This window comes from Paenibacillus aquistagni (genome assembly GCF_900177815.1).
Classification (GTDB): Bacteria; Bacillota; Bacilli; order Paenibacillales; family Paenibacillaceae; genus Paenibacillus_B; species Paenibacillus_B aquistagni.
This window is the reverse complement of sequence record NZ_FXAZ01000004.1, coordinates 360,398-382,670: the sequence shown is the minus strand read 5'-3', so window position 1 is coordinate 382,670 and position 22,273 is coordinate 360,398. Positions and strand designations below refer to the sequence as shown.

General features: G+C 48.9%; 22 protein-coding genes. 5 read left to right on the top strand and 17 right to left on the bottom strand.

Annotation, left to right across the window (positions count from 1 at the left end; translation table 11 throughout):
- Window positions 1-114 precede the first annotated feature (114 nt).
- A complete protein-coding gene (locus tag B9Y93_RS15735; protein ID WP_085495745.1) occupies window positions 115-894 on the top strand; it encodes a class I SAM-dependent methyltransferase in 780 nt (259 codons plus the stop codon).
- Between the two features lie 143 nt (window positions 895-1,037).
- Here the strand turns inward: B9Y93_RS15735 and B9Y93_RS15730 are convergent, their stop codons facing one another.
- The 5 genes from B9Y93_RS15730 to B9Y93_RS24600 form a co-directional block, all read right to left on the bottom strand.
- Entirely contained in the window at window positions 1,038-3,278 is a 2,241-nt protein-coding gene (locus B9Y93_RS15730) for a heavy metal translocating P-type ATPase (RefSeq protein WP_085495744.1), read from the bottom strand.
- Window positions 3,256-3,687: an ArsR/SmtB family transcription factor gene (locus tag B9Y93_RS15725; protein WP_085495742.1), complete on the bottom strand. Its 432-nt coding sequence runs from the start codon at window positions 3,685-3,687 to the stop codon at window positions 3,256-3,258. Before B9Y93_RS15725 ends, B9Y93_RS15730 begins: the two co-directional genes overlap by 23 nt.
- 214 nt (window positions 3,688-3,901) lie before the next feature.
- On the bottom strand, window positions 3,902-4,867 hold the full coding sequence (locus B9Y93_RS15720; protein ID WP_085495740.1) for a PD-(D/E)XK nuclease family protein: 966 nt from the start codon (window positions 4,865-4,867) through the stop codon (window positions 3,902-3,904).
- Window positions 4,868-5,191: 324 nt separating this feature from the next.
- Window positions 5,192-5,866, bottom strand: coding sequence for an SOS response-associated peptidase (locus B9Y93_RS15715; protein WP_085495738.1), 675 nt, complete (start codon window positions 5,864-5,866; stop codon window positions 5,192-5,194).
- A gap of 492 nt (window positions 5,867-6,358) precedes the next feature.
- Window positions 6,359-6,523 (bottom strand): hypothetical protein, encoded by a 165-nt coding sequence (locus tag B9Y93_RS24600; RefSeq protein WP_170936618.1) that lies wholly within the window; start codon window positions 6,521-6,523, stop codon window positions 6,359-6,361.
- A 160-nt stretch (window positions 6,524-6,683) separates the two neighbouring features.
- On the opposite strand from B9Y93_RS24600, the gene B9Y93_RS15710 reads away from it, so the two are divergent.
- On the top strand, window positions 6,684-7,034 hold the full coding sequence (locus tag B9Y93_RS15710; RefSeq protein WP_085495736.1) for a DUF1360 domain-containing protein: 351 nt from the start codon (window positions 6,684-6,686) through the stop codon (window positions 7,032-7,034).
- A 256-nt stretch (window positions 7,035-7,290) separates the two neighbouring features.
- Here B9Y93_RS15710 and B9Y93_RS15705 read toward each other — a convergent pair whose 3' ends face one another.
- From B9Y93_RS15705 to B9Y93_RS15670, 9 genes are all read right to left on the bottom strand, one after another.
- The gene (locus tag B9Y93_RS15705; protein WP_085495734.1) at window positions 7,291-7,878 is read right to left on the bottom strand and encodes a hypothetical protein; all 588 of its coding nucleotides are present in this window, start codon (window positions 7,876-7,878) and stop codon (window positions 7,291-7,293) included.
- Between the two features lie 250 nt (window positions 7,879-8,128).
- Window positions 8,129-8,782, bottom strand: coding sequence for a bacillithiol biosynthesis deacetylase BshB2 (bshB2, locus tag B9Y93_RS15700; protein ID WP_085495731.1), 654 nt, complete (start codon window positions 8,780-8,782; stop codon window positions 8,129-8,131).
- Between the two features lie 32 nt (window positions 8,783-8,814).
- Window positions 8,815-9,159 carry a YojF family protein gene (locus B9Y93_RS15695; protein ID WP_085496105.1) on the bottom strand — a complete coding sequence of 115 codons (345 nt, stop codon included), beginning with the start codon at window positions 9,157-9,159 and terminating at the stop codon, window positions 8,815-8,817.
- A 181-nt stretch (window positions 9,160-9,340) separates the two neighbouring features.
- Window positions 9,341-9,931: a hypothetical protein gene (locus B9Y93_RS15690; protein ID WP_085495729.1), complete on the bottom strand. Its 591-nt coding sequence runs from the start codon at window positions 9,929-9,931 to the stop codon at window positions 9,341-9,343.
- Between the two features lie 19 nt (window positions 9,932-9,950).
- A complete protein-coding gene (locus tag B9Y93_RS25220) occupies window positions 9,951-10,151 on the bottom strand; it encodes a matrixin family metalloprotease (protein ID WP_425320352.1) in 201 nt (66 codons plus the stop codon).
- A 632-nt stretch (window positions 10,152-10,783) separates the two neighbouring features.
- Window positions 10,784-14,035, bottom strand: a complete 3,252-nt coding sequence (locus B9Y93_RS15685) for a polysaccharide lyase family 8 super-sandwich domain-containing protein (RefSeq protein ID WP_176228946.1) — start codon at window positions 14,033-14,035, stop codon at window positions 10,784-10,786.
- A gap of 326 nt (window positions 14,036-14,361) precedes the next feature.
- Window positions 14,362-15,417 (bottom strand): GTP 3',8-cyclase MoaA, encoded by a 1,056-nt coding sequence (gene moaA, locus B9Y93_RS15680; RefSeq protein WP_085495725.1) that lies wholly within the window; start codon window positions 15,415-15,417, stop codon window positions 14,362-14,364.
- A 68-nt stretch (window positions 15,418-15,485) separates the two neighbouring features.
- Window positions 15,486-15,716 carry a molybdopterin converting factor subunit 1 gene (gene moaD / locus B9Y93_RS15675; RefSeq protein ID WP_085495723.1) on the bottom strand — a complete coding sequence of 77 codons (231 nt, stop codon included), beginning with the start codon at window positions 15,714-15,716 and terminating at the stop codon, window positions 15,486-15,488.
- Between the two features lie 3 nt (window positions 15,717-15,719).
- Window positions 15,720-16,190, bottom strand: coding sequence for a molybdenum cofactor biosynthesis protein MoaE (locus tag B9Y93_RS15670; protein ID WP_085495720.1), 471 nt, complete (start codon window positions 16,188-16,190; stop codon window positions 15,720-15,722).
- A gap of 98 nt (window positions 16,191-16,288) precedes the next feature.
- Here B9Y93_RS15670 and modA point away from each other — a divergent pair, with 98 nt between their 5' ends.
- The 3 genes from modA (at window position 16,289) to B9Y93_RS15655 (ending at window position 18,546) form a co-directional block, all read left to right on the top strand.
- A complete protein-coding gene (modA, locus tag B9Y93_RS15665) occupies window positions 16,289-17,086 on the top strand; it encodes a molybdate ABC transporter substrate-binding protein (protein WP_085495718.1) in 798 nt (265 codons plus the stop codon).
- Window position 17,087: 1 nt separating this feature from the next.
- Window positions 17,088-17,765, top strand: coding sequence for a molybdate ABC transporter permease subunit (gene modB, locus B9Y93_RS15660; protein WP_085495715.1), 678 nt, complete (start codon window positions 17,088-17,090; stop codon window positions 17,763-17,765).
- A gap of 73 nt (window positions 17,766-17,838) precedes the next feature.
- Window positions 17,839-18,546 carry a DUF4386 domain-containing protein gene (locus B9Y93_RS15655; RefSeq protein WP_085495713.1) on the top strand — a complete coding sequence of 236 codons (708 nt, stop codon included), beginning with the start codon at window positions 17,839-17,841 and terminating at the stop codon, window positions 18,544-18,546.
- A 25-nt stretch (window positions 18,547-18,571) separates the two neighbouring features.
- On the opposite strand, the gene B9Y93_RS15650 is transcribed toward B9Y93_RS15655, so the two are convergent.
- The 3 genes from B9Y93_RS15650 to B9Y93_RS15640 all read right to left on the bottom strand — a co-directional run bounded on the left by B9Y93_RS15650 (window position 18,572) and on the right by B9Y93_RS15640 (window position 21,735).
- A complete protein-coding gene (locus tag B9Y93_RS15650) occupies window positions 18,572-19,159 on the bottom strand; it encodes a Crp/Fnr family transcriptional regulator (protein ID WP_085495711.1) in 588 nt (195 codons plus the stop codon).
- A gap of 421 nt (window positions 19,160-19,580) precedes the next feature.
- A complete protein-coding gene (gene proC, locus B9Y93_RS15645) occupies window positions 19,581-20,426 on the bottom strand; it encodes a pyrroline-5-carboxylate reductase (RefSeq protein WP_085496103.1) in 846 nt (281 codons plus the stop codon).
- 139 nt (window positions 20,427-20,565) lie between these two features.
- Window positions 20,566-21,735 (bottom strand): alanyl-tRNA editing protein, encoded by a 1,170-nt coding sequence (locus B9Y93_RS15640; protein ID WP_085495709.1) that lies wholly within the window; start codon window positions 21,733-21,735, stop codon window positions 20,566-20,568.
- Between the last annotated feature and the right edge of the window lie 538 nt (window positions 21,736-22,273).

Here is a 22,273-nt window from a genome sequence, read left to right as displayed (position 1 = left end):
ACTTATAATTTAAACCTATTTTATTTATTTGTTTTATATATTTCAACTATAAACAAGTGGAGTGTATGCTCATGGTATTCCATTGCTAATGAAAACAGAAAGGTGGGCATCCCCATGCATGCAGAGAAAGAATGGAGCGCATCCCGTTATGATCAATCCTTTGCGTTTGTCTCTTATTTCGGAGAAAGCATGTTGGATTGGCTGGAGCCTCAAGCACTGGAGATCATTATTGACTTGGGCTGCGGATCAGGTGATCTTACCATGAAGCTGGTCGAGAGTGGAGCCCAAGTCATTGGCATCGATGCCTCTGAGTCCATGCTAGCTATTGCAGGCAGCAAAGTGCCTGAAGCCCAGTTCCTCCATCAAGATGGGCATTCCTTCAGCGTAGAGCAGGAGGTGGATGCTGTCTTCTCTAATGCGGCTCTGCACTGGATGACACGTCCGACAGAAGTCATTGCTTCGATCCATCGTGCACTGAAGCCAGGCGGCCGCTTTGCAGCAGAATTTGGGGGAAAGGGCAATATAGCCCCTTTAGTTGAGGCTGTTCATCAGTCTTTTATTGCTCAGGGGTATTCAGATCGTCATTCCAGCATGCCCTGGTACTTCCCCGCCATTGGTGAATACAGCTCTATGCTTGAGAGACAAGGCCTTGAAGTCATGAAGGCGCAAATGATCGATCGTCCCACCGTGCTGTCTGATGGTGAGGAGGGTATCAAGAGTTGGCTTCGCATGTTCGCCGGCGCTTACTTTGAAGGCCTTCCCCAAGGCGCGATCCGCTCCCTTTATGAGGAGATCGAGCAGCGTTTGCGGCCTGACTACTATGATGCTCAGCAGAAATGCTGGAGCCTTCCCTATCGCCGAATCCGCGTGATGGCAATCAAGACCGCCGTGTGAGCTCTCTTACATCTTATGTATATCTTCACAACAAAGGCTCGGGCATGGTATATGCCCGAGCCTCCTATACAACAGCCATTTTTGGCTGAAGCCGTTTGTTCCTCATAACGCATCCCTATTATCCGCTTTGTCTGGTTATCTGCTTATCCGCGTTGGGAGGTAGTTTCTTTGTCCTTGCCAAGCAGAATCGCTAGACCAAACAACGTGACAATGATCGTCGCTCCCATATCGGAGAGGATTGCAATCCAGAGTGTCAGCCAGCCTGGGATGGTCAAGAGCAGGGCAATAATCTTAAGCCCCAGCGCTAAACCGATGTTCAAGCGGATGACACGGTTCACAAGTCTCGCAATCCGAACCGCAGCAGGCAGCTTGCCCAGATGATCCTGCATCAGCACAATATCAGCCGTCTCTACCGCACTGTCCGTTCCCGCTCCCATTGCGATGCCAAGCTGAGCCGATGCCAATGCCGGCGCATCATTGATGCCATCGCCTACCATGGCGACATTATATTTGCGAGCCAGTTCCTTCACCTTCTCGACCTTTTGCTCAGGAAGCAGCTTCGCATGCCATTCGGATACGCCTACCGCCTTCGCCACACGCTCCGCCGATTGTCCATGGTCGCCTGTCAGCATGACAGTATGAGTCACATGCAGGTCGTGAAGAGCTTGAATCGTATCCTTGCTCTCTTCACGAATCTGGTCAGCAAGGCCGAATACCCCAAGCGGCGCTTCTTCATCTGCAATGGCTACAATCGTATATCCTTGTGTCATCATGCGCGCAGCGTCTTCAGCTGCACGCTTGAACGCTTCGCCTTCTCTTGCAAAGATCTGCTCGCTGCCGACCCAATATTCACGCCCCTCAACAACAGCCTTAATCCCTTGGCCTGCAATTGTCTCGGTGCTCATAGGATCTGGATAAGCGCCAGCACTGTGATTATCCACATGCTTCATCATGGCTTTCGCCAATGGATGCAAGGAGTCTTTTTCAATCGCTCCCATGACACGGTATACACGCTCTTGATCATAAATGCTCTCATCAACGACTGCTGGCTCCCCTTTGGTAAGGGTACCGGTCTTGTCAAAGGCTAGCGCATTGATCTTGCCTAGCTGCTCAAGATGCACGCCTCCCTTGACGAGAATGCCTAATCTAGCAGTACGTGTAATCCCACTTACAATAGCGATAGGAGATGCAAGTATAAGTGCGCATGGACAACCTACGATAAGTACGGCAAAGCCTTGATACAGCCACTTGGACCAATCGCCGTCCATAAACAGCGGCGGTACCACCATCACCAATGCGGCAATCGCCATAATAATTGGCGTATACACCTGTGCGAATCGATCGATAAACAATTCGGTCGGGGTCTTCGTATCCTGCGCCTCGCGGACAAGATGAAGAATCTTAGCCAAGGAGGAATCCTCATAGGCCTTCTCAATCTTCACGCACAGCACCGAAGATGTGTTCAAGCTGCCGCCAAAGACATGAGCGCCTGCGCTCTTCGCTACAGGAAGCGATTCGCCTGTGATCGCCGCTTCATTCACGGCGCTGTCGCCTTCTACGACGGTGCCGTCGGAAGGAATCTTCTCGCCAGGACGAACGATAACAAGATCATCCACGCGCAGCTGTTCAATCGGTATCGTAATCGTCTCATCGCCGCGAATGACGTTAGCCTGCTTCGGCGCAACGGAGAGCAGCGCAGACATCGACTGGCGTGCGCGTTCCATGCCATAGCCTTCAAGAATCTCGTTTAAGCCGAATAAAATAGCGACGAGGGTCGCTTCCTTCCATTCCCCCATGACAACAGCACCCGTCAAGGCAACGGTCATCAAGGTATCCATGTTGAATCTGAGGCGAAGCAGATTCTTCAGGCCTTGGATAAAAGTCGTGTGCCCGCTAAGCAGGATGGCTATCAGATAAAGGCCAACCAAGGACCAATGGGGGATAGCCTCATCCACAAAGAAGGTCGCCGCATACAAGACCGCAGATATGCCAAGCATCCACTTCATGCGCTGATCGGAACCATGCGCGTGGCTGTGGCCATGTTCATCTCCATGTGCATGACTGAGTCCATGATCGGCGCTGTGGGAGTGTTCATGGCCGTGCGCGTGATCGTGCGAATGCGCTTCGCCAGCATGAGAGCTGCTCGCAGCAGCCTGCGATTCGACGATATAAGCGCCATCGCGCTTTAGAATGCGTTCCACTTTTGTCAAGTCGACAGCAGCGTTGAGCTTGAGGGTTCCGCTGTTGTATAAGAGCTGAGCGTCCGCGCCGTGCTCCAGCTTGCGAATGTCGGTCTCGCATTCTCTTGCACAGTTGGCACAGGACAGTCCCTGTACTTGATAGGTCCGTTTGACTTCTTCGCTAGTGTTCGCTTTCGCTGTCATGACAATGCTCCTCTCTCATATGCTCTTCCGTCATGCGAACCAAAGTCCGGATATGATGGTCTGTCAATGTATAGAAGACATTCTTTCCTTCCTTGCGCGACTTGGCAATGCCAAGGTTCTTCATTAAGCGCAGATGATGGGATGTCGTTGCAATGGATTGACCGGTTAAGAGCGCCATATCGCACACACACAGCTCCTCGCCTTTGTCCATATAAGCCGCCATCTTCATGCGGGTAGGGTCAGACAGCGCCTTGAACATCTGTGCCATGCGCTGGACCTCATCATCTTGCACCAAGCCCTTCAGTGACTGAACCTTCTCCGCATCATAGCAGACGATCTCGCAGACATCGTCCTTGCCGATCTCTATCTCCTGTTCCTTCCGCTTGTTCTTCAACGGCTTTGCTACCATGATCTCAGCTCCTCCACCTGTCATCTCATTTATATATTCAAATGATTGTTTGATTATTGATTTCAATATATCACCATTCACTCAAACATTCAAACGATTTTTTTATTATTATAAGAACGATTGGTGAAATTGGTGCACAAAAAAGGCGATGTTCCCCCTTCAGATAAGGGGCCATCGCCTTAGTATTGTTTATTTTATCCGCAATATTCCATTGTTAAGAGACCTGTCCAGCATCTGGCTCTTCATCAAGAAATAGATTAGGCGACGCGCCCTCACACATTTCACGAAACGCGCATTGTCTGCACTTGCGCTCGTCTTGTGTGACCTCAAAGGCTTCCATCGGCTTCGGCTGATTCAGCGAAGGTTCCGCCAAATAGCTTCTCATCTCAGCAATGCTGGCTTCAGCATATGCAACCAGCTCATTCATCTCATGCTCGGTCACCTGATCCATCTTGCACTTTCCGCTCAGCAGGTACTCTGTGCGAATCTGAATTCGATCGTAAGGAATGCCGTAATTCTCATGGACATACCAACCATACAATCGCAGCTGGACATCGTTGCGCTCATCTTCCTGCCCTGTCTTCCAATCCACAATGATATATTGGTCTGCCTGCCGATACATCCAGTCAAGCTTCACATAGACCATCGTATCGCCCATATCCATGGTATTGAGCTTCTCCAGTTCGACCAAGTGACAATGGTCCGCATGCATGAAGTGCTGCAGGCTCTCACTTTGAAGCAGCCGATCCGCAAGAATCGGGATTCGCTGCTTGATCGCCTCCTGCGCCTTCTCAGGCAGCGTGCCCAAGTAGTACATTTCCTGAAGCATCGTACGCTGCTTCGGCTGCTGCTTCCATTCCTCCACACGAAGCGAATCTTTATAGGCTTGATTCAGCATATGGCGAATTCGCCTTACCATCTCGCCTTGCTCTAGCGGGCGGCCGTATTGATGATATAATTGCACCGTCTCCTCAGCCATCTTATGAACAGCCTCTCCAAACACAAGATACAGGCTGCTCATCTGCTTTAAGCGATACGCCTGTCGTGCAGCAGGAGGCGCATCCAAGAACCACCCATTATGTGCGGCATAATAATGATAGTAGTATTTGCGGCGGCACTCCTGAAACAAATGATGTCGCGATGGCGACCACGACCAATCAGGATAAGGTCTTGGCGGCATGTTGCATTTCCTCCTTTGCTGCAGCCTGTACGCTTCAAGCCGTTAGCTTCACGAACCAATCCTTCACTCGCTTCATTATATCATAAATCCAACTATCCCCAAGAAGCGCCAATAAGCCGCAGCGTTCCTCGAACAACGCCTTTATGCCAGCTTGCAGCTTATTCTAGCATTGAAGCGCCGTTCATTTCGCTGATGCGGCTTATCGAAGCTCAATTATATAGAAGAAAACGCAAGTTAGCCCCATTACCTTCTTTCTGTATTACTGATCCATAGCTCTTCTCTATAGACTATTAGGGATCTAGCGGATGATCTAATTATCACTTTCTAGCTCTTTACCCATGCCTGCTTCAGATCCATCTCCTGTATGCAGGACAGTTCATCCACATGCGCATGCTGGATCTGGGGAGAGACTGGATAAGCGCGCCAGCGCTCCTCCGAAGACGGCTTCAGCAGCCGATTCAAATACTCCATCTCCAGCAAGTCGGGTTCCAGCCACTTTGCGATCTCGTCAGACTCCAGCACCGCTGGCATGCGGCGATCATATTCCCCAACGAGCCCATTCGCTCTCGTCATCAGAATGGTGCATGTGCGGTGAATGTCTCCTTTGGCACTGCGCCAGCATTCATAGAGCCCAGCCAGCCCGAAAATGCCATTCGTACGGAGCACCACCCTTAACGGATGCATCCGTTTCTCTTCCTTTTTCCAATAATAGAACCCGTTGCAGGGAATCACACAGCGCTGCTTCTCAATAACCTTGCGATAGGCCTCATTCTCATGCACGTTCCATAGGTCTGCATTGACTGCATCTGGTGCCCAGAAAGGAACTAAGCCCCAGCGGAAGCTCTGCAGCGTGCGTTTGCCATCTTCAAGTGTGATCGCCGGTACAGACTGTGTCGGCAGCGCATTATATCTAGGACGATAGTACATAAGGCTTTCATCAATTGCAAAATAAGATTGAATCTCTTGAAAGTCCGAGCTGATCGAATATTGGCGGCACATGGGCCCCACCTCCTGTACGGGTATTTTGTGCACAGGAGGTATTTTTATACATTTAATCACAATTGCGCCCATCATAATCGCGAAAAAACTACCGGCATATTGAATCCACGCGTCATCATGAACGGTCATGAATCATCTCATCATCATCGTGTCTCCATCGAAATATTTGAGGGCGTTAACCATTAGCGATTCTTATTGTTAATCAAATAAAAAGCAGCAATAGAGGCCCTTGTAAGGAATAGAAATTAGTACTCTAATAGAAAACTTTCTCTCCTACCTAAGCATAAAAAACCACCCTCCTCCTTCCTGATTCAAAAGTCAGAGAGTGGTGCATTAAGCTGTCGATTCCATTTCAAAAACGGTATTGAAGATGCTGCTGTCATTCGACCAATCATTCTCCGACACCAATCCCCATACACTAGCACATTGCGTCTAACCAGCTAGATTAGGCGCACCCTCTCCCGTACATAGAATATATTAGGATAGAACAACTCACTTCGCTCTTGGGGCCGTTGGGTAGATGACAATAGGTTGGACATCGGGCACCCCTGTTCCCTTGCTGACAATCTGTACAGGAAGTGTCTGACTTCCTTGCTTCCACAAGGATTGATTACGCTGCTGCTGTTGAGCCTGATTCACCGAGCGGCAAAAACACATCCTAGCTCACCTCCCCTTTCTCTTATCTAGTATATGCAGAAACAATGAAGAGGTTTGGACGAACATGTCCTCGATTTCTAGCAATACGGTTTGGATCGATAGTCCATGACGATCAGTTAGATGTTCAATACAAGCACGCGGGAAGGAGGTGAACGGGACCATGCTGGCATCCTTCTCCGGTTTATTTCTGCTTATTCTTATTCTTGCAAGCTTCAGGCTTACTCATTTGCTTGTCTATGACGATATTACAGCTCCTCTGCGCCGCTTGTTTGTGACGACAACCATCGTCACCTTAGATCATGGGCAGCAGGCTGTACAGCATGAAGTAGCGCCAAAAGGGCTCAAGCGTTGGCTTGGGATGCTCTTCACCTGCCATTGGTGCATGGGCGTCTGGTCAAGTCTTATCCTTACTCTGCTGTGGCTGTTTGTGCCTTATGCGATATGGCTATTAGTTATCCTCGCTGTGGCAGGGGCCGCGGCCATTATTGAGACGATTATGCTAAGGCTGTAGATTGCTCGTAAAATGGAATTCGTGTAGAGCTGACTGTACAGAAAAGAGGCCTTCTTTGCCCCTCAGTTTATATCCATGCAAGGAACGGCCTCATTTTTATTACCAATATTATCTTGTTCCACGTGTGACATTGTTACACATAAATCGACATTTCTCTCTCCATAAAAAACTGTGGCTTATGTGCGCAGATATTATGTACTTGCATTTTGTATGCTATTTGATACTAATGAGCAACACTCCTGATTTCCTCTAGCTTTTACATCTTTTCTTGATGTCTAATCTCTTCATCCAGCATATTAAGAGCCTCGCCCATGTTAGACACTCTCTCTTGTTCGAAATACTTAATAAGAGTACTGACATTAGAGGGACTCCAATATTCCGAGGGTACAATTGATTCGTGATATAGATTTTCTTTAACACCAGGTAATAATTGATTGTTCTGCTTGACCCTTGAAGAGTATTTCATCCATTTGTATAGGAGAGTGAGTCTATTAACAAGTAAAACGATCACAGGATAAGCCAAAATATAATAATAGGAACTTTTTTTACCATTTATATCTAAATAATCAGGAAACCGAATATGATAGGAACTCTCCAATATATAGTAAACACTCATAAGGAATAACAAACTAAACGATCCTAACATAACGTGAATAATAAAATGAAAATTTATTGGTTTTCTTTTTGAGTACGCTTCTAAATTTTCAATATCCTGAATTTCTTTGACTAAACTCAAGGTCCAATATAGATTTTCTAAAATATCGGATGTAGTAAGTTCAACACTCCCCTCACATTCCTCATTCGACTCCACAGGACCTTCAAATTTATCTTCTATGTGTGACATGTTGTATTCCTTTCTAGAATAGTATTTTTCCTCATTATCTTGATGCCAGAAATGAGATCTAAATTATTCAATAGATACAGAATATAGCGTAACTGATTTACTTACGAGTGGCTATCATAAATATCCATGCTCTTGAACTTATATCTTGTATAAGAACGTTCCCATCACATCCATAACAACCAAATAAAAAAGCTCCCCTTCGGCAGCAGGCTGTAAAACCCGTCTATCCAAAGGAAAGCTACCATTTCTATTAATCATCGAAGCGATACGTCCACAGCCGCTCTGTGCGGTAATGCGCAAGGCGCTTCGGATCCTCGAAGGAGCCATTGCCGATCAAGAGCTGGAATTGACTCTTGTGTGCTTGAATCGCTCGAATCTTCTGTTCCACATAGGCGGTGACATCATGAACGACATCGGCTGGCCCAAGCAGGTCCTTCGCATGAGCGGTCATGGCAATCCCATGGACGACTGGGCGTTCCTCTGGAGACAAGCGCCTCATCGCCTCAATGGTCATGCGGCCAGCCGCATCATGGTCTGGATGCACGCCGTGTCCGGGGTAGAAGGTCAGAACAAGCGATGGCTTCAGCTCTTTCATTTTATCCATTATCCGTTGAATCCACAGCTCCTGATCCTCAAACTCAACCGTCTTGTCCATCAGTCCCCAGCTCTCCACCTGCTGGATGCCGATGATCCCGCAGCAGGCGTGGAGCTCTTGTCTTCTTATTTCCGGCAGGGTTACTCGGTTGGCAAATGGCGGCATGCCTAGATTGCGTCCCATCTCCCCTAAGGTCAAACATATATACGTAATCTCGGCGCCCTGCTTCGCATACTGAATAAGCGTCCCTGCGATAATGCCTTCATCATCAGGGTGAGGCAGCACGACTAATATCGTGTTAGGTTCCATGTTGTTCTCCTCTATTGTTTCAGGCTCATTGCTTAGAATGGCTGCTTGGACAGCTGGAAAGCAACAACAAGCTTGCCTTCGTCATCATGTCCTGCTGCAATAATCCGATCCTTCTCCTGCTCTTCCCAATGGGTCAGTCCCTGTGCATATACCCAGCCCGTCTCTGTCTTCAACCCAATTCGATATGGGCCTTGTCCCGCAATGGAGCCTTGGCTGTAGCGCACCTCAGCATTGGTGATAAAGGCTGAGGCAGTAAGCATCGATTGATTGCGCTTATTGGCATATGCCCCTGTCGTCATCTCAAGATGCAGGTAGACGGGTTCGCCCTTCAAAGCATCCAGCATCTCCTGAACAAGCTCAGGCCTAATGGGCTGCATCATCTCATCCACCTTCTTTTGTATGTCGTTGTTGACTTATCATCCTTTATTTTAGGCGTAATACGGGTATGACGCAATGCCAATCGAAAATAGATCGGGTAGACAAATGATAGAACAAAAGCCTGACTACACCGCAAGGCATAGCAGGCTTCTGTTCTGATGTCATATAGACGATTTACTTCTAAAAACTCTGTGTGAATATTTCCTGTGAATATTTAGACTTAAGATCTGCAAAAATGCCTGACTTAATGGAGCTTCCTTTTGTATCGTCTGGATCTGTTCCATCAAGATTGAACTTGCCAGCTTGCATGTTAATAACGCTATACTGCCCATATGCGTTCTTCCCCAAAAAAATTAAATACTTGCTATCCTTTTTCATTTCGGTATAGCCTTCATAAGCCATTCTTCGTTTGCCCTCGAAGGTTTGATACACTCCTATCGGCTCAAAAACGGTGAGATCAACAGCGTCTTCTTTTGGCCCTTTTAACACTTTCTCGACTTTGAGCTCTGTATACGTTGCAATATCCATAATGCCACCATTAGGTAGTTTCCATAAATGTAATTTTCGGTCTTTGAAGTCTTTGATTGGAGTTCCAATCACAACAAGATCAGCACCTGAAAACAGCGAGGGTGCTGTCGGAAACCCCTTGTAGGTAGATGCTACAAAAACATCACGAACAGAATTATAAATAGCAAAGTAGTAATAAGTGGCTCCTCCAATAATTAAGGCCAGGATCAGAGAAATAATGATGCTTTTATTTTTTAATAACATTCCAATGTCCTCCTATATATTAATATCCCCACTTAGAAAGAAGCTCATCTTTATCATAGCTAGAAGGTGAGGTGTTGTTCCAATTTACAAATGAATCTTCACCAGATGTCATGATGGATTGTGACTTTAACGTAGAATTGACCACGTTAGTATGCGCCAAACCTACTGAGTGGCCGACCTCATGGGTGGTCACGCACTTTATATTTGTATCATTAGGAATTGGAGTTGCTAAGTTCGTAAGTGCGATTAGGATTATGACAATTATTTTAGTTTTTTCTTAAAATTCCTTTACCTCCCATAATTCACTGTAATAAACATACCGATAAATAACATAAAAAGATACTGTTCCTTTTTAATGAATTTTAATGTGAGGTCTATATTTATCAGGATTAAATTCCTGCAACTTTAAGGTGGAAATCGTTCAGTAGTCTTAGGACTTAGTCGATTCTGGTCGATAGATCTTTATCTCAATGTAATAAAGATGAGGTCTAGGTATAGTGTGAAACACAAATTCTCATATTGTAAAAAGTCTAGTAGAAACAAAACAGCCTTTTGGAGACAAATAAGCCCGGATGCGGTAACATCCGGGCTGTTCAGGACAGTAGCCGTCCTCGTAATTGCGAATTCATTCTACATTACGAATCACAAGTTTAGCCTTGCAGGATATGCAAACCAAATGAATTCGAGTAAATTACCTTCTTAAAAAAATTATAATGATCCATGTTCGAGTGAACAGCGCGTCTTGTCAAAGGATATTCACATCGCTGCCCTAGGGCCTTTTCATCCATAAGCATACTCGCTTCGACAGCCCCTCTCTTCTCTTCAGTATCCTCAGCATCCGCTTCGCTTCATTCAGGGCGTGGCTTGGAATTGAACTTGGAGCGAAGGGCGGCTCTCCGATATAGCATGCTCCTTGGAGGCATAGCTAACATCTCCCTTGGAGCCTACATTGACTGGCGATACGATCACTAAGGACAGCTGCTTATTGCCTGCAAGAGCGGCTGCAACCTGACTGGTTAAGTCCACTTCAGCAGCGGAGCCAGAAGCCGGTGCTGTAAAGCTTGCAATTATGGAATCTGCTGCAGGCTTATTGTTCCATGTCAGGGCTGATTCAGACCAGCTGTTGTCTGTAACGAGCAGCACCTCATGATTGATGCCGGCAGAGCCTGTGCCCACAGAAGTCAATCGCAGCTTGGCGCTCTGAACACTGCCTGACAGCTGTGAGAGATCAAACTTGATATACGATTGGCGCGCATAGCCGGAGCCGTCATTTTTGACAACGAGACTGCTCGCTTGCCCGAAGTTCTGAGCTGCATAAGAGCCATCTCGGACATAAGCGTCTGCGGCTGGCGATAGCAAGGCTGCAAGCTCAGGCGATGCTGATGCTTCGTTCGATGCAGGACTTTCGCCAGATGCATTATAGGCCTTTACCACGAAGTAATAAGTCTGGCCAGGCGTAAGCCCGGAGACGCTCAGCTTGTTTTGCTGTGCAAGCACGCCTGTATCGATGGTCTCGCTATAAGTGCCGGATGCGGTTCCATAGCTCACTCGGTAGCCTGCCGCTCCTTCACTATGAGACCAAGCAAGCTCGATGTTCGAGCCAACAGGCTCTGCTGCCATGAGCACAGGCGCCTGCGGAGCAGCTGGCGTTCCAAGCGCCAGCTTCACCTGCTGAGACACGCCATAGGTGGATGGCGTCCGCACAGTCAGCTTGATCGTTGGAGCAAGCTCTGTGACCGTTATAGAAGGATCAAGAGATAGAACAGCGCCTGCTGGCTTATGGATCTCAAGATGAATCTCGCCAGCTTGAAGACGAGTGGGATCCGATACTCCAATATGCAGCTCTCCATTGCTCTCTGACATCGTGACTGAAGCCTTTTTATCACTGGTCAGAAGCGGCGAGCCGTCCTTGGATACCGTCTTTGACTCGTCCTTCCAGAAGTTCGCGCCTAGCGTGTTGAGCGCGGAGTCATATACCGCATGCACATCATCGTTCTGCGCCACAATCTCCACAGTCGGATTAGCAGCATAACTTGCGGTCTGAGCTTCATTCAGATTAGGCAGCAGCACATAAGCGTACGAAGCATCAGAAGGAGAGGTGCCATGATCAAAGGCAAGACTCAAGTATGAGTCCGTTACTGCGGCGGAAGAGCCTCCGGTGTTCACCTGCTGCCAGCTGCCCGTGCGCGCCTCTCGCTTCGCTGTAAGGCTGGGCTCATTCGGGAAGTAATAACCGATATCCGCTCCAGACACGGAACCTTGAAGATGCGCCCATGTCGCATTACTCAGATGCTCGGACCAGCCAAGGGTTGGCGACTTCGCTATTCCATTGACGGTGAGTGCGTTGTCACCTGATGCATTCAGCTTGCGGTTCTCTACAATGGTCTCAACCTTGCGATTGTCCGTGCTCTTAATGCCTGTTCCAAGGGCAGTGATGCGATTGCCGAACAAGAACCAGGACTTCTTCCCCTGCAAGGAACTGCCGGTATTCTGAGCATTCGAGAACTGCATGCCTACTGTGCCATACTGGTCGTCCACCTCTGAGCCGCCAACCCAGCTCATCGGGTTATAGTAGCTTTTCCACGCTACAGGCGTCCCGCTTCCTGAGCCATCCGTGGTTGTTCCCGGCAAACGATACATATCGGTTGTTGCCCAATAGCTGCCGCTGAACTGCTCAAGATCGGCGTTATAAAGCGTGGTCATGCCAGCGCCCGTGTGCCAGCCTTTTATATTTTCTCCATTGCCGTATTCGAAGGCGGATATGCGCGGAGAGAACATGCTGATGCCAAATCCAAACTGATCGCCGTAATGAGCGACCCGGTCCATGCTTGGAAAGGCATAATGTCCCGACAGATCGCCTCTTGGTGTAATCGATGTATCACTCATAAGCTGCTTGCCCAAGATCATCTCGAACATGCCCGCTCCCGTAAAGTAGTTGGCGAATGTGGAATCAGAGCCGATCCACTCTTTTACCATTCGTTTAATAGAGAGGGACTCTGCTGCAGGCGCACCCTCAGACAGCCTCAGAATGGCAAGTACGATGCCTCGGCCTGCCTTATGGTCATTCGTGCTCTGGCGAGAGATGCCCCGTCCGCGCAGATTATCCATAATCGCGCCTTTATAGATTAAAGGCTCGAAGCCTTCACGCACCCAGCGAAACACATGGTCGGCATTTGGGTCTGCAATGCTCCAAGTAGAATCCTTCAGCAAATAAAACATATCCGCAATGCGACCCATAAGAACCGCTCCGTATCCGCCTGTATACGCGATATCTGTATGTTGGATGAAAGAGCCGTCTTCGTAGAAGCCGTCTCCTGTCTTGACATATAAAAAGGCAGGGCTCATCGCGTCTCTTCCCTGCGTAATCTTCGTGCCGGACTGACCGATTATGCCGCGCAGCGCCACGACAAAGGATTTGTCCAACAGGTTTGCTCCGGTCTCGGTCACGCCATTAATGGTGCGCTTGCTCGGATTAGGGACAAAACGGTCAATGGCACGCATATACTGGTCAAGCTGACTTGATGAGAGATGGTCATACATCAAGACAAGCGTGTCGTTAATCAGCTGCGGAGTTCCGATCTCCCAGTCCCACCAATTGCCTGTCTCTGATTTATTCTCGTTGTAACGATTCGCATACGCCCAATCAAGGGCTCCAATAATATCATTCTTTAGCTGTTCATTATGGTAGAAGGCTGAACCTCTTGTCGCGTAGACAATGGCCATCCGCTTAATGCGAGAGTAGTGGGTAGAAACCTGATCTGAGGCCGTCGTGCTTTGAAGATCACTCCAGAGGTAGGTGCGTCCAGCTGCTTTGTTCAATGTATCCCAAATGCCTGTTGATTCCGAGTTGCTGACGCCCTGGCTCTTTGCCGCGAGATTGGCAGCAATATCAGGGTCGAGAGGATCGAAGTCATCTCCACCTGTTAGATAAGCATGCCACTTCGCTCGCAGCACATCATATTCTGTAGGGCCAGAGGCTGCTTCAGCAGTTGGCATCAAGGTAAGCAGCAAAGAGAAAGCGAGCAGGGTTGCCATGAACTTAACTGCCATCTTATTTGATAATGGAAGCGCTTTCGAATCAGAGTATCGCGATGTGTCTCTCATCATATTCCTCCTCATTATGACAATGCAGATAGTCAACAGAATACGAATCTTCAATTACACCTTCGACGCTTCGATGATCTTGTTACCGCTCACCTCCTCCACGCTGTGTCCTCATGACCTTAAGCATGAGCAAACCTCTTGAACAAATTCGCTCATGCCGGTCATAGCCTTATCCTTGGAAGAGGACAAGGCTTAGCAATAAGACAAGTATAGTGTATGACGCCGGACGTAAATTCTCAATATATTCCACAATATTTTTTCTTACTATTTCATGCAAATGATGCAGTAGCTGCAGCACTGCCTGCTTCACATTCGTTCTTGCAAAGCTACCCGCCAATATAAGACATGTCGATCTTGCGGCGATTCGATTGCTGATGAACGCTGCGCTCATCCGAATAGCGATCCTTGCGATTGGACCACACCTTCACAAGGGAAGCCAATAGCTCCGCATCGCTTGCTCCAGCTCTAAGCTCCTCACGCAGATCGAATCCGCTTGAGGCAAAGAGGCAGGTAAACAGCTTCCCATCAGAAGAGACCCTTGCACGAGTGCAAGTTGAGCAAAATGACTCCGATACTGAGGAGATAAAATGAATCTCGGCATCGCTGTCATGATACCGATATCTAGCTGCAACCTCTCCATAATAGCGGGCCTCCAAAGGCTCAATCGACATGGCCTCGGTTACTTTTGCAATCATTTCCCGCTTCGTAACGACCCGTGTCATATCCCAGCCGTTGTCATTGCCCACATCCATAAACTCAATCAGACACAGATCGATTTCCTGTTCCTTGAAGTACCTTGCCATCGGTATAATCTCATGATCGTTCACACCGCGCTGAACCACCATATTAACGCGAACCTTGAATCCTCTGCGCTTGGCTTCCTTAATATTGTGGAGGATGCGAGTTGGCGGATAACCTCTACCATTCATATGCTTGAACAGCTCCGCATCCAAGGCGTCGAGACTAATATTCAAGCGTCTAAGCCCTGATTGATGAAGTTCCTCCATATATCGGTCGAGAAGCACACCATTGGTCGTCATGGCTACATCCTCAATGCCGGGTATGACAACGAGCCTCTCGATCAGTCTCGGCAGGTCTTGTCGAAGCAGGGGTTCGCCGCCCGTAAGACGAATCTTTTTGACCCCCAGCAAGGCAAATAATCGAATCAGCCGCTCCATCTCATCGAAGGAAAGCAGCTCAGATGGAGGAAGGAAGGCGTAATCATCGCCGAACACCTCTTTCGGCATGCAGTAGCTGCAGCGGAAATTGCAGCGGTCAATCACCGATAAACGAAGATCGCGCAGCGGACGATCCCACTGATCTCTTAGAGGCAGCGCGGGGACAGCATCCACGAGATCTGCTGCATCATGCTCCTGCTTCATGACGATCACCACCTTTTTAACATGTTATCTATCCATTATCTATAGGTTGTCTATCCATGGTTCAAGCATCAGCCTCCGCTTACGGGAGGAATCAAAGCAATGACATCCTCTGCCTGCAGGCAGGTATCCATTGAAGCGTATTGCTCATTTACTGCCACCATATACGATTTATCTTGGAGCACAGGGTACTTGCGATGAAGCCATTGCAGCAATTCCTCTACAGTACCAAGATTCTTCTCTATCTGTTCCTCTGCTGTCCCGCTAATGTCTTTGAGCCCGGCAAAATAATAGACGCGCATGTGCTACTTCTCCTCCGTTCCATCCACATGATTGGAGCTGCTTTTCGGCTCTGGCTTCTTGGTCTGATCTCCGATCCAAGCCTCTCCATCTTCCCAGATCTCCTTCTTCCAGATCGGTACGATCTCCTTGATCCGCTCGATCGCATACTCATTCGCCTCATACGCTGCCTTGCGATGCGGCGATGAGACGGCAATGACGACTGCGATATCGGAAATGTGGAGTTCCCCAATGCGGTGCCCGATTGCAGCCTTCGTTCCCGGCCACCGCTCTTCGATCTCCCTTCCAATCTGAGCAAGCAGCTGCTCCGCCATCGGCACATATGCCTCATAAGCCAGGTAGAGCGTTCGGACTCCATTCGTCCACTCCCGCACATGCCCTGTAAATGTCGTCACAGCCCCTGCGCCTGCATGGAGCACTTGATCGATATAATCTTGTATATTAAGCGGACGATCTACGACCTCAAAGCGCTTCATCACTTCATTCCCTCTTCTTTTTCTATTATAATGGAAAAATTGGACACCTTGTCCTTCTATCCCTTGCAATCTAACCTAATAAAAAGGAGCATAACCACATGTATAAGAAGTCTAGCATAGGCAGACTCCTAATTCTATCCATGATTGCAGTGCTGCTTCTCTCTGCCTGCGGTACACGACCAAGCGAGTCAAAGCCCGTTACCTTAACGATATCCGCTGCGGCAAGCGTAACCGATGCCTTAACCACCATTAAACAACAATATGCAGCGAAGCATCCAGATGTCCTGCTCGAGTTCAACTTTGGCGGCTCAGGCACCCTGATGAAGCAGATTCAGCAGGGAGCACCCGTAGATCTATTCTTGTCGGCTTCTGCTGCGAATATGGATACGCTCATTCAAGAGGGCACGGTGCTGCAGAATGCCCATACCCCTCTGCTAGCCAATCAGCTTGTCGTCATTGTGCCTAACGATCAGAAGGAGAAGTTTACAAGCATTACCGATCTTGCCGCACCCGCGATTGAGCGCATTGCCGTAGGCATTCCAGGGAGCGTACCTGCCGGCACCTATGCGAAGGAGGCGCTGTCTCATCTAGAGCTCTGGGAAGACGTAGAATCCAAAGCTGTTCAAGCTAAGGATGTAAGACAAGTGCTGCAAACTGTAGAGACCGGCAATGTCGATGCAGGCATTGTCTATCTCACCGATGCCAAAGAGAGCGATTCCGTACATATCGCAGCTATCATTGACGCATCGCTGCACACACCAATCACCTACCCAGTAGGTGTGCTTGCGGGTTCCAAGCATCCTGACGAGGCAGCAGCCTTTTACGAATATTTGCAGTCTGAAGAAGCGCTGTCCGTCTTTCAATCCTACGGCTTCTCTCTTCCAAGCGGTAATTAAGATGTGGACTCAGACCGCGTTCTGGGAGCCGATCATGCTCTCGCTCAAGGTTACGCTGTGTGCAAGCCTCATTGCGATGCTGCTGGGAGGAAGCCTTGCCTGGTGGATGTCTCGGGTAACCTTCAAGGGAAAAGTGCTGCTAGAAACCTGCTTCATGCTCCCGCTGGTGCTGCCCCCTACTGTCATAGGCTTCCTGCTGCTGTCTGGACTTGGTCGAAAAAGCATGGCAGGACGGCTGATTGAGAGCCTGTTCCATGCGCCTGTCGTGTTCACATGGTGGGCCGCCGTAATCGCGGCTGCGACCGTTGCCTTCCCGCTTGTCTATCAGACGATGAAGGCAGGCTTCTTATCCATTGATGCGGATCTCGTGGATGCGGGCCGCTCCATCGGCGCCAATGAATGGCAAGTACTTCGGCATATCATGCTCCCTCTATCCTCTCAAGCCATCTTCACCGCCTATATTCTGGGTTTCGCTAGAGCATTGGGAGAGTTCGGCGCCACCATGATGTTTGCCGGCAATATTCCAGGCCGTACGCAAACCCTTCCTACCGCTATCTATGTAGCGACAGATACGGGACAACAAGGCCTTGCATGGGCATGGACGATAATGATGATTATCATCTCATTCTTGATGCTCCTCATGACGAGAGCAAGAAGTCCTCATGGAATGAGTTCTTGATTTAAGTCAATGAACCGCCAGCCTCCTCTATTTATAATGAAGGCAATACCTTATCTGAGGAGGTTCCCCCCCAATGCTTAACACAAGTGCACCACGTACGAATCAGCGATCAGCCGCTCTTACTGCTGGCCTGTCGCTGATTCTGATGACGGCTGCCGCTATTTTTGCCTATGGCTTCGCTCACGGGAAGCTGGTCATTGCAGGAAACGCGGCGCTAACCGTTCACAATCTCTCAACCTCAAGACTGCTGTTCACCGCAGAGCTGCTTGGCTGGGTGATCATCTTGATCTGCGACATTCTCGTCGCTTGGGGCTTCTACCTCTACTTGAAGCCGATTCATCAGCCGCTCTCCTTGTTAGGCGCATGGCTGCGTCTTATCTATTCCTCCATACTCGGCGCTGCCATCATGAACCTATTTATGGTACAGCTCTTGTTGAATCGCTCAGATCTGCTGCTCCAAGACAGCCGCCTGCTTGAAGCCGATGTGATGCTGCACTTGCAAGCCTTCGAGACATTCTGGTCGGTGGGCTTGATTATGTTTGGCGGCCATCTCCTTCTTGTAGGGCTCGTGGCTCTGCGCTCAAAGATTATCCCCAAGGGAATCAGCCTCTTGCTGCTGCTCGCCGCTGTTGGCTATATGCTGGTTCATCTTCTCCACGCATTTCTGCCGGAGCTTGATGAGGTTAGTAAGATGCTTAACCTCGTGTTTACACTCCCCATGATCGCAGGAGAGCTTGGGTTCGGGCTATGGCTGCTCTTCACGAAGAAGCAGGTGCTTTAATTGCTTTGATAAGAAGGGCCAGTCTTTATTTGCCGCTCTCCTGCTGAACACGCTTCTTGATGCGGCTCAGCGACTCAGGCGTCATTCCAAGATAGCTTGCGAGTTGGTGCTGCGGCACACGTTCAATCAGGCGAGGCTGCTTATGCAGCAGCGACTTGAACCGTTCCTCAGGCGTAGAAGCAATAAAGGCGGCATATTCAGCCTGCATCTGGCCGAATCTCTCTTCGATCATTTTGCGCGTCATAAGCGCCAATTGATCATGCTTCTTGTACATGTCCATTTCCAAAGCCAAATCGCCCACCACTAGTACTGAATCCTCTAAGCATTGGATGGTGTATTCGGATGCTTTGTCCTGCTTATGGGAATGGAATATGGCGATTGCCTGTTCTTCCGTGTAAAACTGGGAGGTAGCTTCTTTTCCATCAGGATGAATGGAATACTGCCTCACGCAGCCCTGTAGGACAAAATAGCATTTTGCAGGAATTTCACCTTGCCTGAGGAGAACCGTCCCTTTTTTGTAAGCAGCAATCTGGAGCTCATCAAGAATCTCCTGCTTCTGCTGTTCATGAAGGGAGGTATATTGGTCCAAGTATTTTAGGAGGATATCTTTCATCGTCAGCTTCCTTCCTTAATGTAGAACTTACTCCTATTCTAGATGATGTCCTCTGTACAAAAAAGACAAAATGAGCTCATCGATAAAACGGGAATCTCAGCGAAGCATGCGCAAGATGGGGCACTCTTCCTTTTGTGAAGTGTGAAACAGACTACCCCCTAAGGGCACATAACTTGAGCACGTCCCCATTCACACGCGAAAGGACCTCAACATCCACTTATTAGCGGCGAGGTCCTTTTTATTCTCCATCATTTTGGGTTTTGACCAAACCGAGACTCCAAATCGAGACGAGGCTCTTTTCTAGAGTACCTAGATACCCATTTGATTGTAAGCAAGGCTCCAAAAATCATCATGGATGTTAAAAGAAGGAGGCAACCCTGTACTTACAGAGCATTCGCTGCCCAAGGTTGAAAATGTCCTGCTAACGCTTAGCCTCAGCACTCCTAAGCATCTCCTGATCCTTCGCGATTGTCGCTTCCACCCCTTTGACCACGGTAGAGCTAAAGCCTTCGTCTTCCAGCTTGCAAAGCCCCGCAATCGTCGTCCCTCCAGGCGAGCATACCTTGTCAATAAGCACCCACGGTGCTTCGTCACTCTCCAGCACCATCTTTGCGCTGCCAAGCACGGCTTGAGCAGCAATGCGAGTGGCCTGCTCTTTTGACATCCCTGCTTTGAGCGCCCCTCTTGCCAGCGCATCAATGAACAAATAGGCATACGCAGGGGAGCTTCCGGCTATGCCGATAAAAATACTAAACTTCTCTTCATCCAGCTCCATCGCCATGCCGACTGCATTGAACATATCCAGCACAAGCTGTATCTCTTCCTTCGCTGCCGCTTGATTGCCCGCAACCGCACTCATACTGGCTCCGATCACCGCGTTCACATTAGGCATTACGCGTACAATTGGAAGCGCTGGTGCTGCGCCAATCATTGCTTCTAGCTGAGCTAAGGTCACACCTGCCGCAATCGACACAATCAGTGGTCTGTGGCGCTGCAGCGTATCGCGAAGCGGTGTCAGCAAGGTCTCAAATTGATTGGGCTTTACTGCAATCACTACCACATCAGCTTGTGCCGCCAGCTCTTCACTCGTTGAGCAAGCAACGGTACCGGTTGCTTCCGTAAACGCCTGTAGTTTATCCGGAGAATGATCCGTCACCAGCACCTGCTCAGCTGGAACAAACGCCGTCGCGATCATCCCTTTTATAATGGCACTGGCCATGTTGCCAGCTCCTATAAATCCTACTTTCATGCTTGTCAGCTCCTTCATCTGCATCTTGCCCTATTGCCTTTTTCGTTAAACGACGCGAGGCTTGCTCCAAGGCACAAAGCCCCACGCTGGATGTTCTCCAGTGTGAGGCTCAAGCTCGTATATAGACGTCATCCAACGCGTCGCCCTATCCTGATGATCAAGACAGCGCCTCTTTTGCATGCTCCATAAAAGCAGCTAAGTCTTCCCTGCTCGCAAATCCCGCTTGAGCGAGCTTAGGCTGTCCTCCGCCCTTACCCCGATAAAGGGACAAGTACTCCTTGAAGAAGGCCCCGCAGGAGACAGAACTTGCGCCATTATGCGCAAGGACGACCTTCTGCTCGCTGATGCTGCCAAGCAGCACCAGACGATCGGTCATTGAAGTTGTCATCAACGCCAGCTGCTGAAGCTCTTGCATGGATTTGTCGTCATATAGACGATCCACTAGCTCCGCTTCCTTATCTTGAACGAGATCCTGCGCTTCGTAAGCGGACAATTGCTCTGACATCGCGTCAAGCTTGGCCTTCTGAGCGCGGATCTCTTGTTCCCACTTCTCTACGCGATCCATGATCTCGTGATAATTCGTGTTGAACCGTTTGGCTACCGCATCCAAGATGCTCATATTGCGCTGATAGTCGCTTAGCGCACGCTTGCCGCACTTGAAGGTTAGACGAAGATGCCCCTTCTGCTTCTCCACGCGCAGCAGCTTGATCAACCCAAGCTCGCCTGTCCGGCTGACATGAGTCCCTCCGCAGGGATTGTATTCAACCCCTTTTGTTTCGACGATGCGAATCGCCTCCGTGACGATTGGCGGCTTCACAACCGGCAGCTTCTGCAGCTCCTCTTGTGTAACGAAATAGCTGACAATCTCCCGATTGTGATAAATCTGCTGATTGACCTCCAGCTCCAGCTTATGCAGCTCCTCATCCGTCAAGCTCGGCAACGCGATGTCTATCGTCGCATACTCCTCGCCAAGGTGGAAGCTCAGCGTCTCTGTATTAAGCAGCTTGCTGGCCATAGCTGACAACAGATGCTGCCCGCTATGCTGCTGCATGTGATCGAATCTCCGCTCCCAATCGAGCACGCATTGCACCTCTGTCGAGGCAGGAAGGGCCTCTACCTGATGAAGCACCTCATCGCCTTCCAGCACAACATCAAGCACAGCGATATCCTGCATCCTCCCTAGATCACACGGTTGACCCCCGCCGTGGGGGTAGAAGGCCGTCTTTTCAAGCACCACATAATAAGCGCCGTCTTGTTCAAAGCTTCGAGCAACTTGACTCGTCCATTCCTTGATATAAGCGGAATTATAGTATAATTTCTCGGTCATGTTCTTCCCTCTCTAAGCATCGTTCTATCTATTGTAGCAAAAGGAACGGCCTGCGCACAAAGGTGACCATTTTATCCATCACTTCGATACAGAAGCCGTACTTGAACCTCACGAGGCATCATATATTAAGCAGTGCAAACCATGACAAGCCAGAGATTCAAATATTGTGTGAACCTTCTAATGACAAATATAATCGAATATGGTATAAATATAAGCACACAGCAAGAAAACACCCGTTTTTTGCCGAATTTCTGCCCTTTTCTCACAAGGTCTAGTTTATCCTCCTCATTCCACCGCTACAGACTTTGACTCGGCAAGACTTCCATTTTTACACCAACCTTTTTTCATCTCATGCATTTCTACATCACCCTATGTCCTGCATATAATCCTTTCGTTGGCAAGCTGATTCGAAAGGGATGCTTCAACAACATAGATGGTTACCCTGCACACGTTTGTCCACAGCTGCGCGCTTCTTATGTCTACGCAATAAGTTTAACCGCTTACATTCATTCACACTCACATTTTCAATGCCGTTACA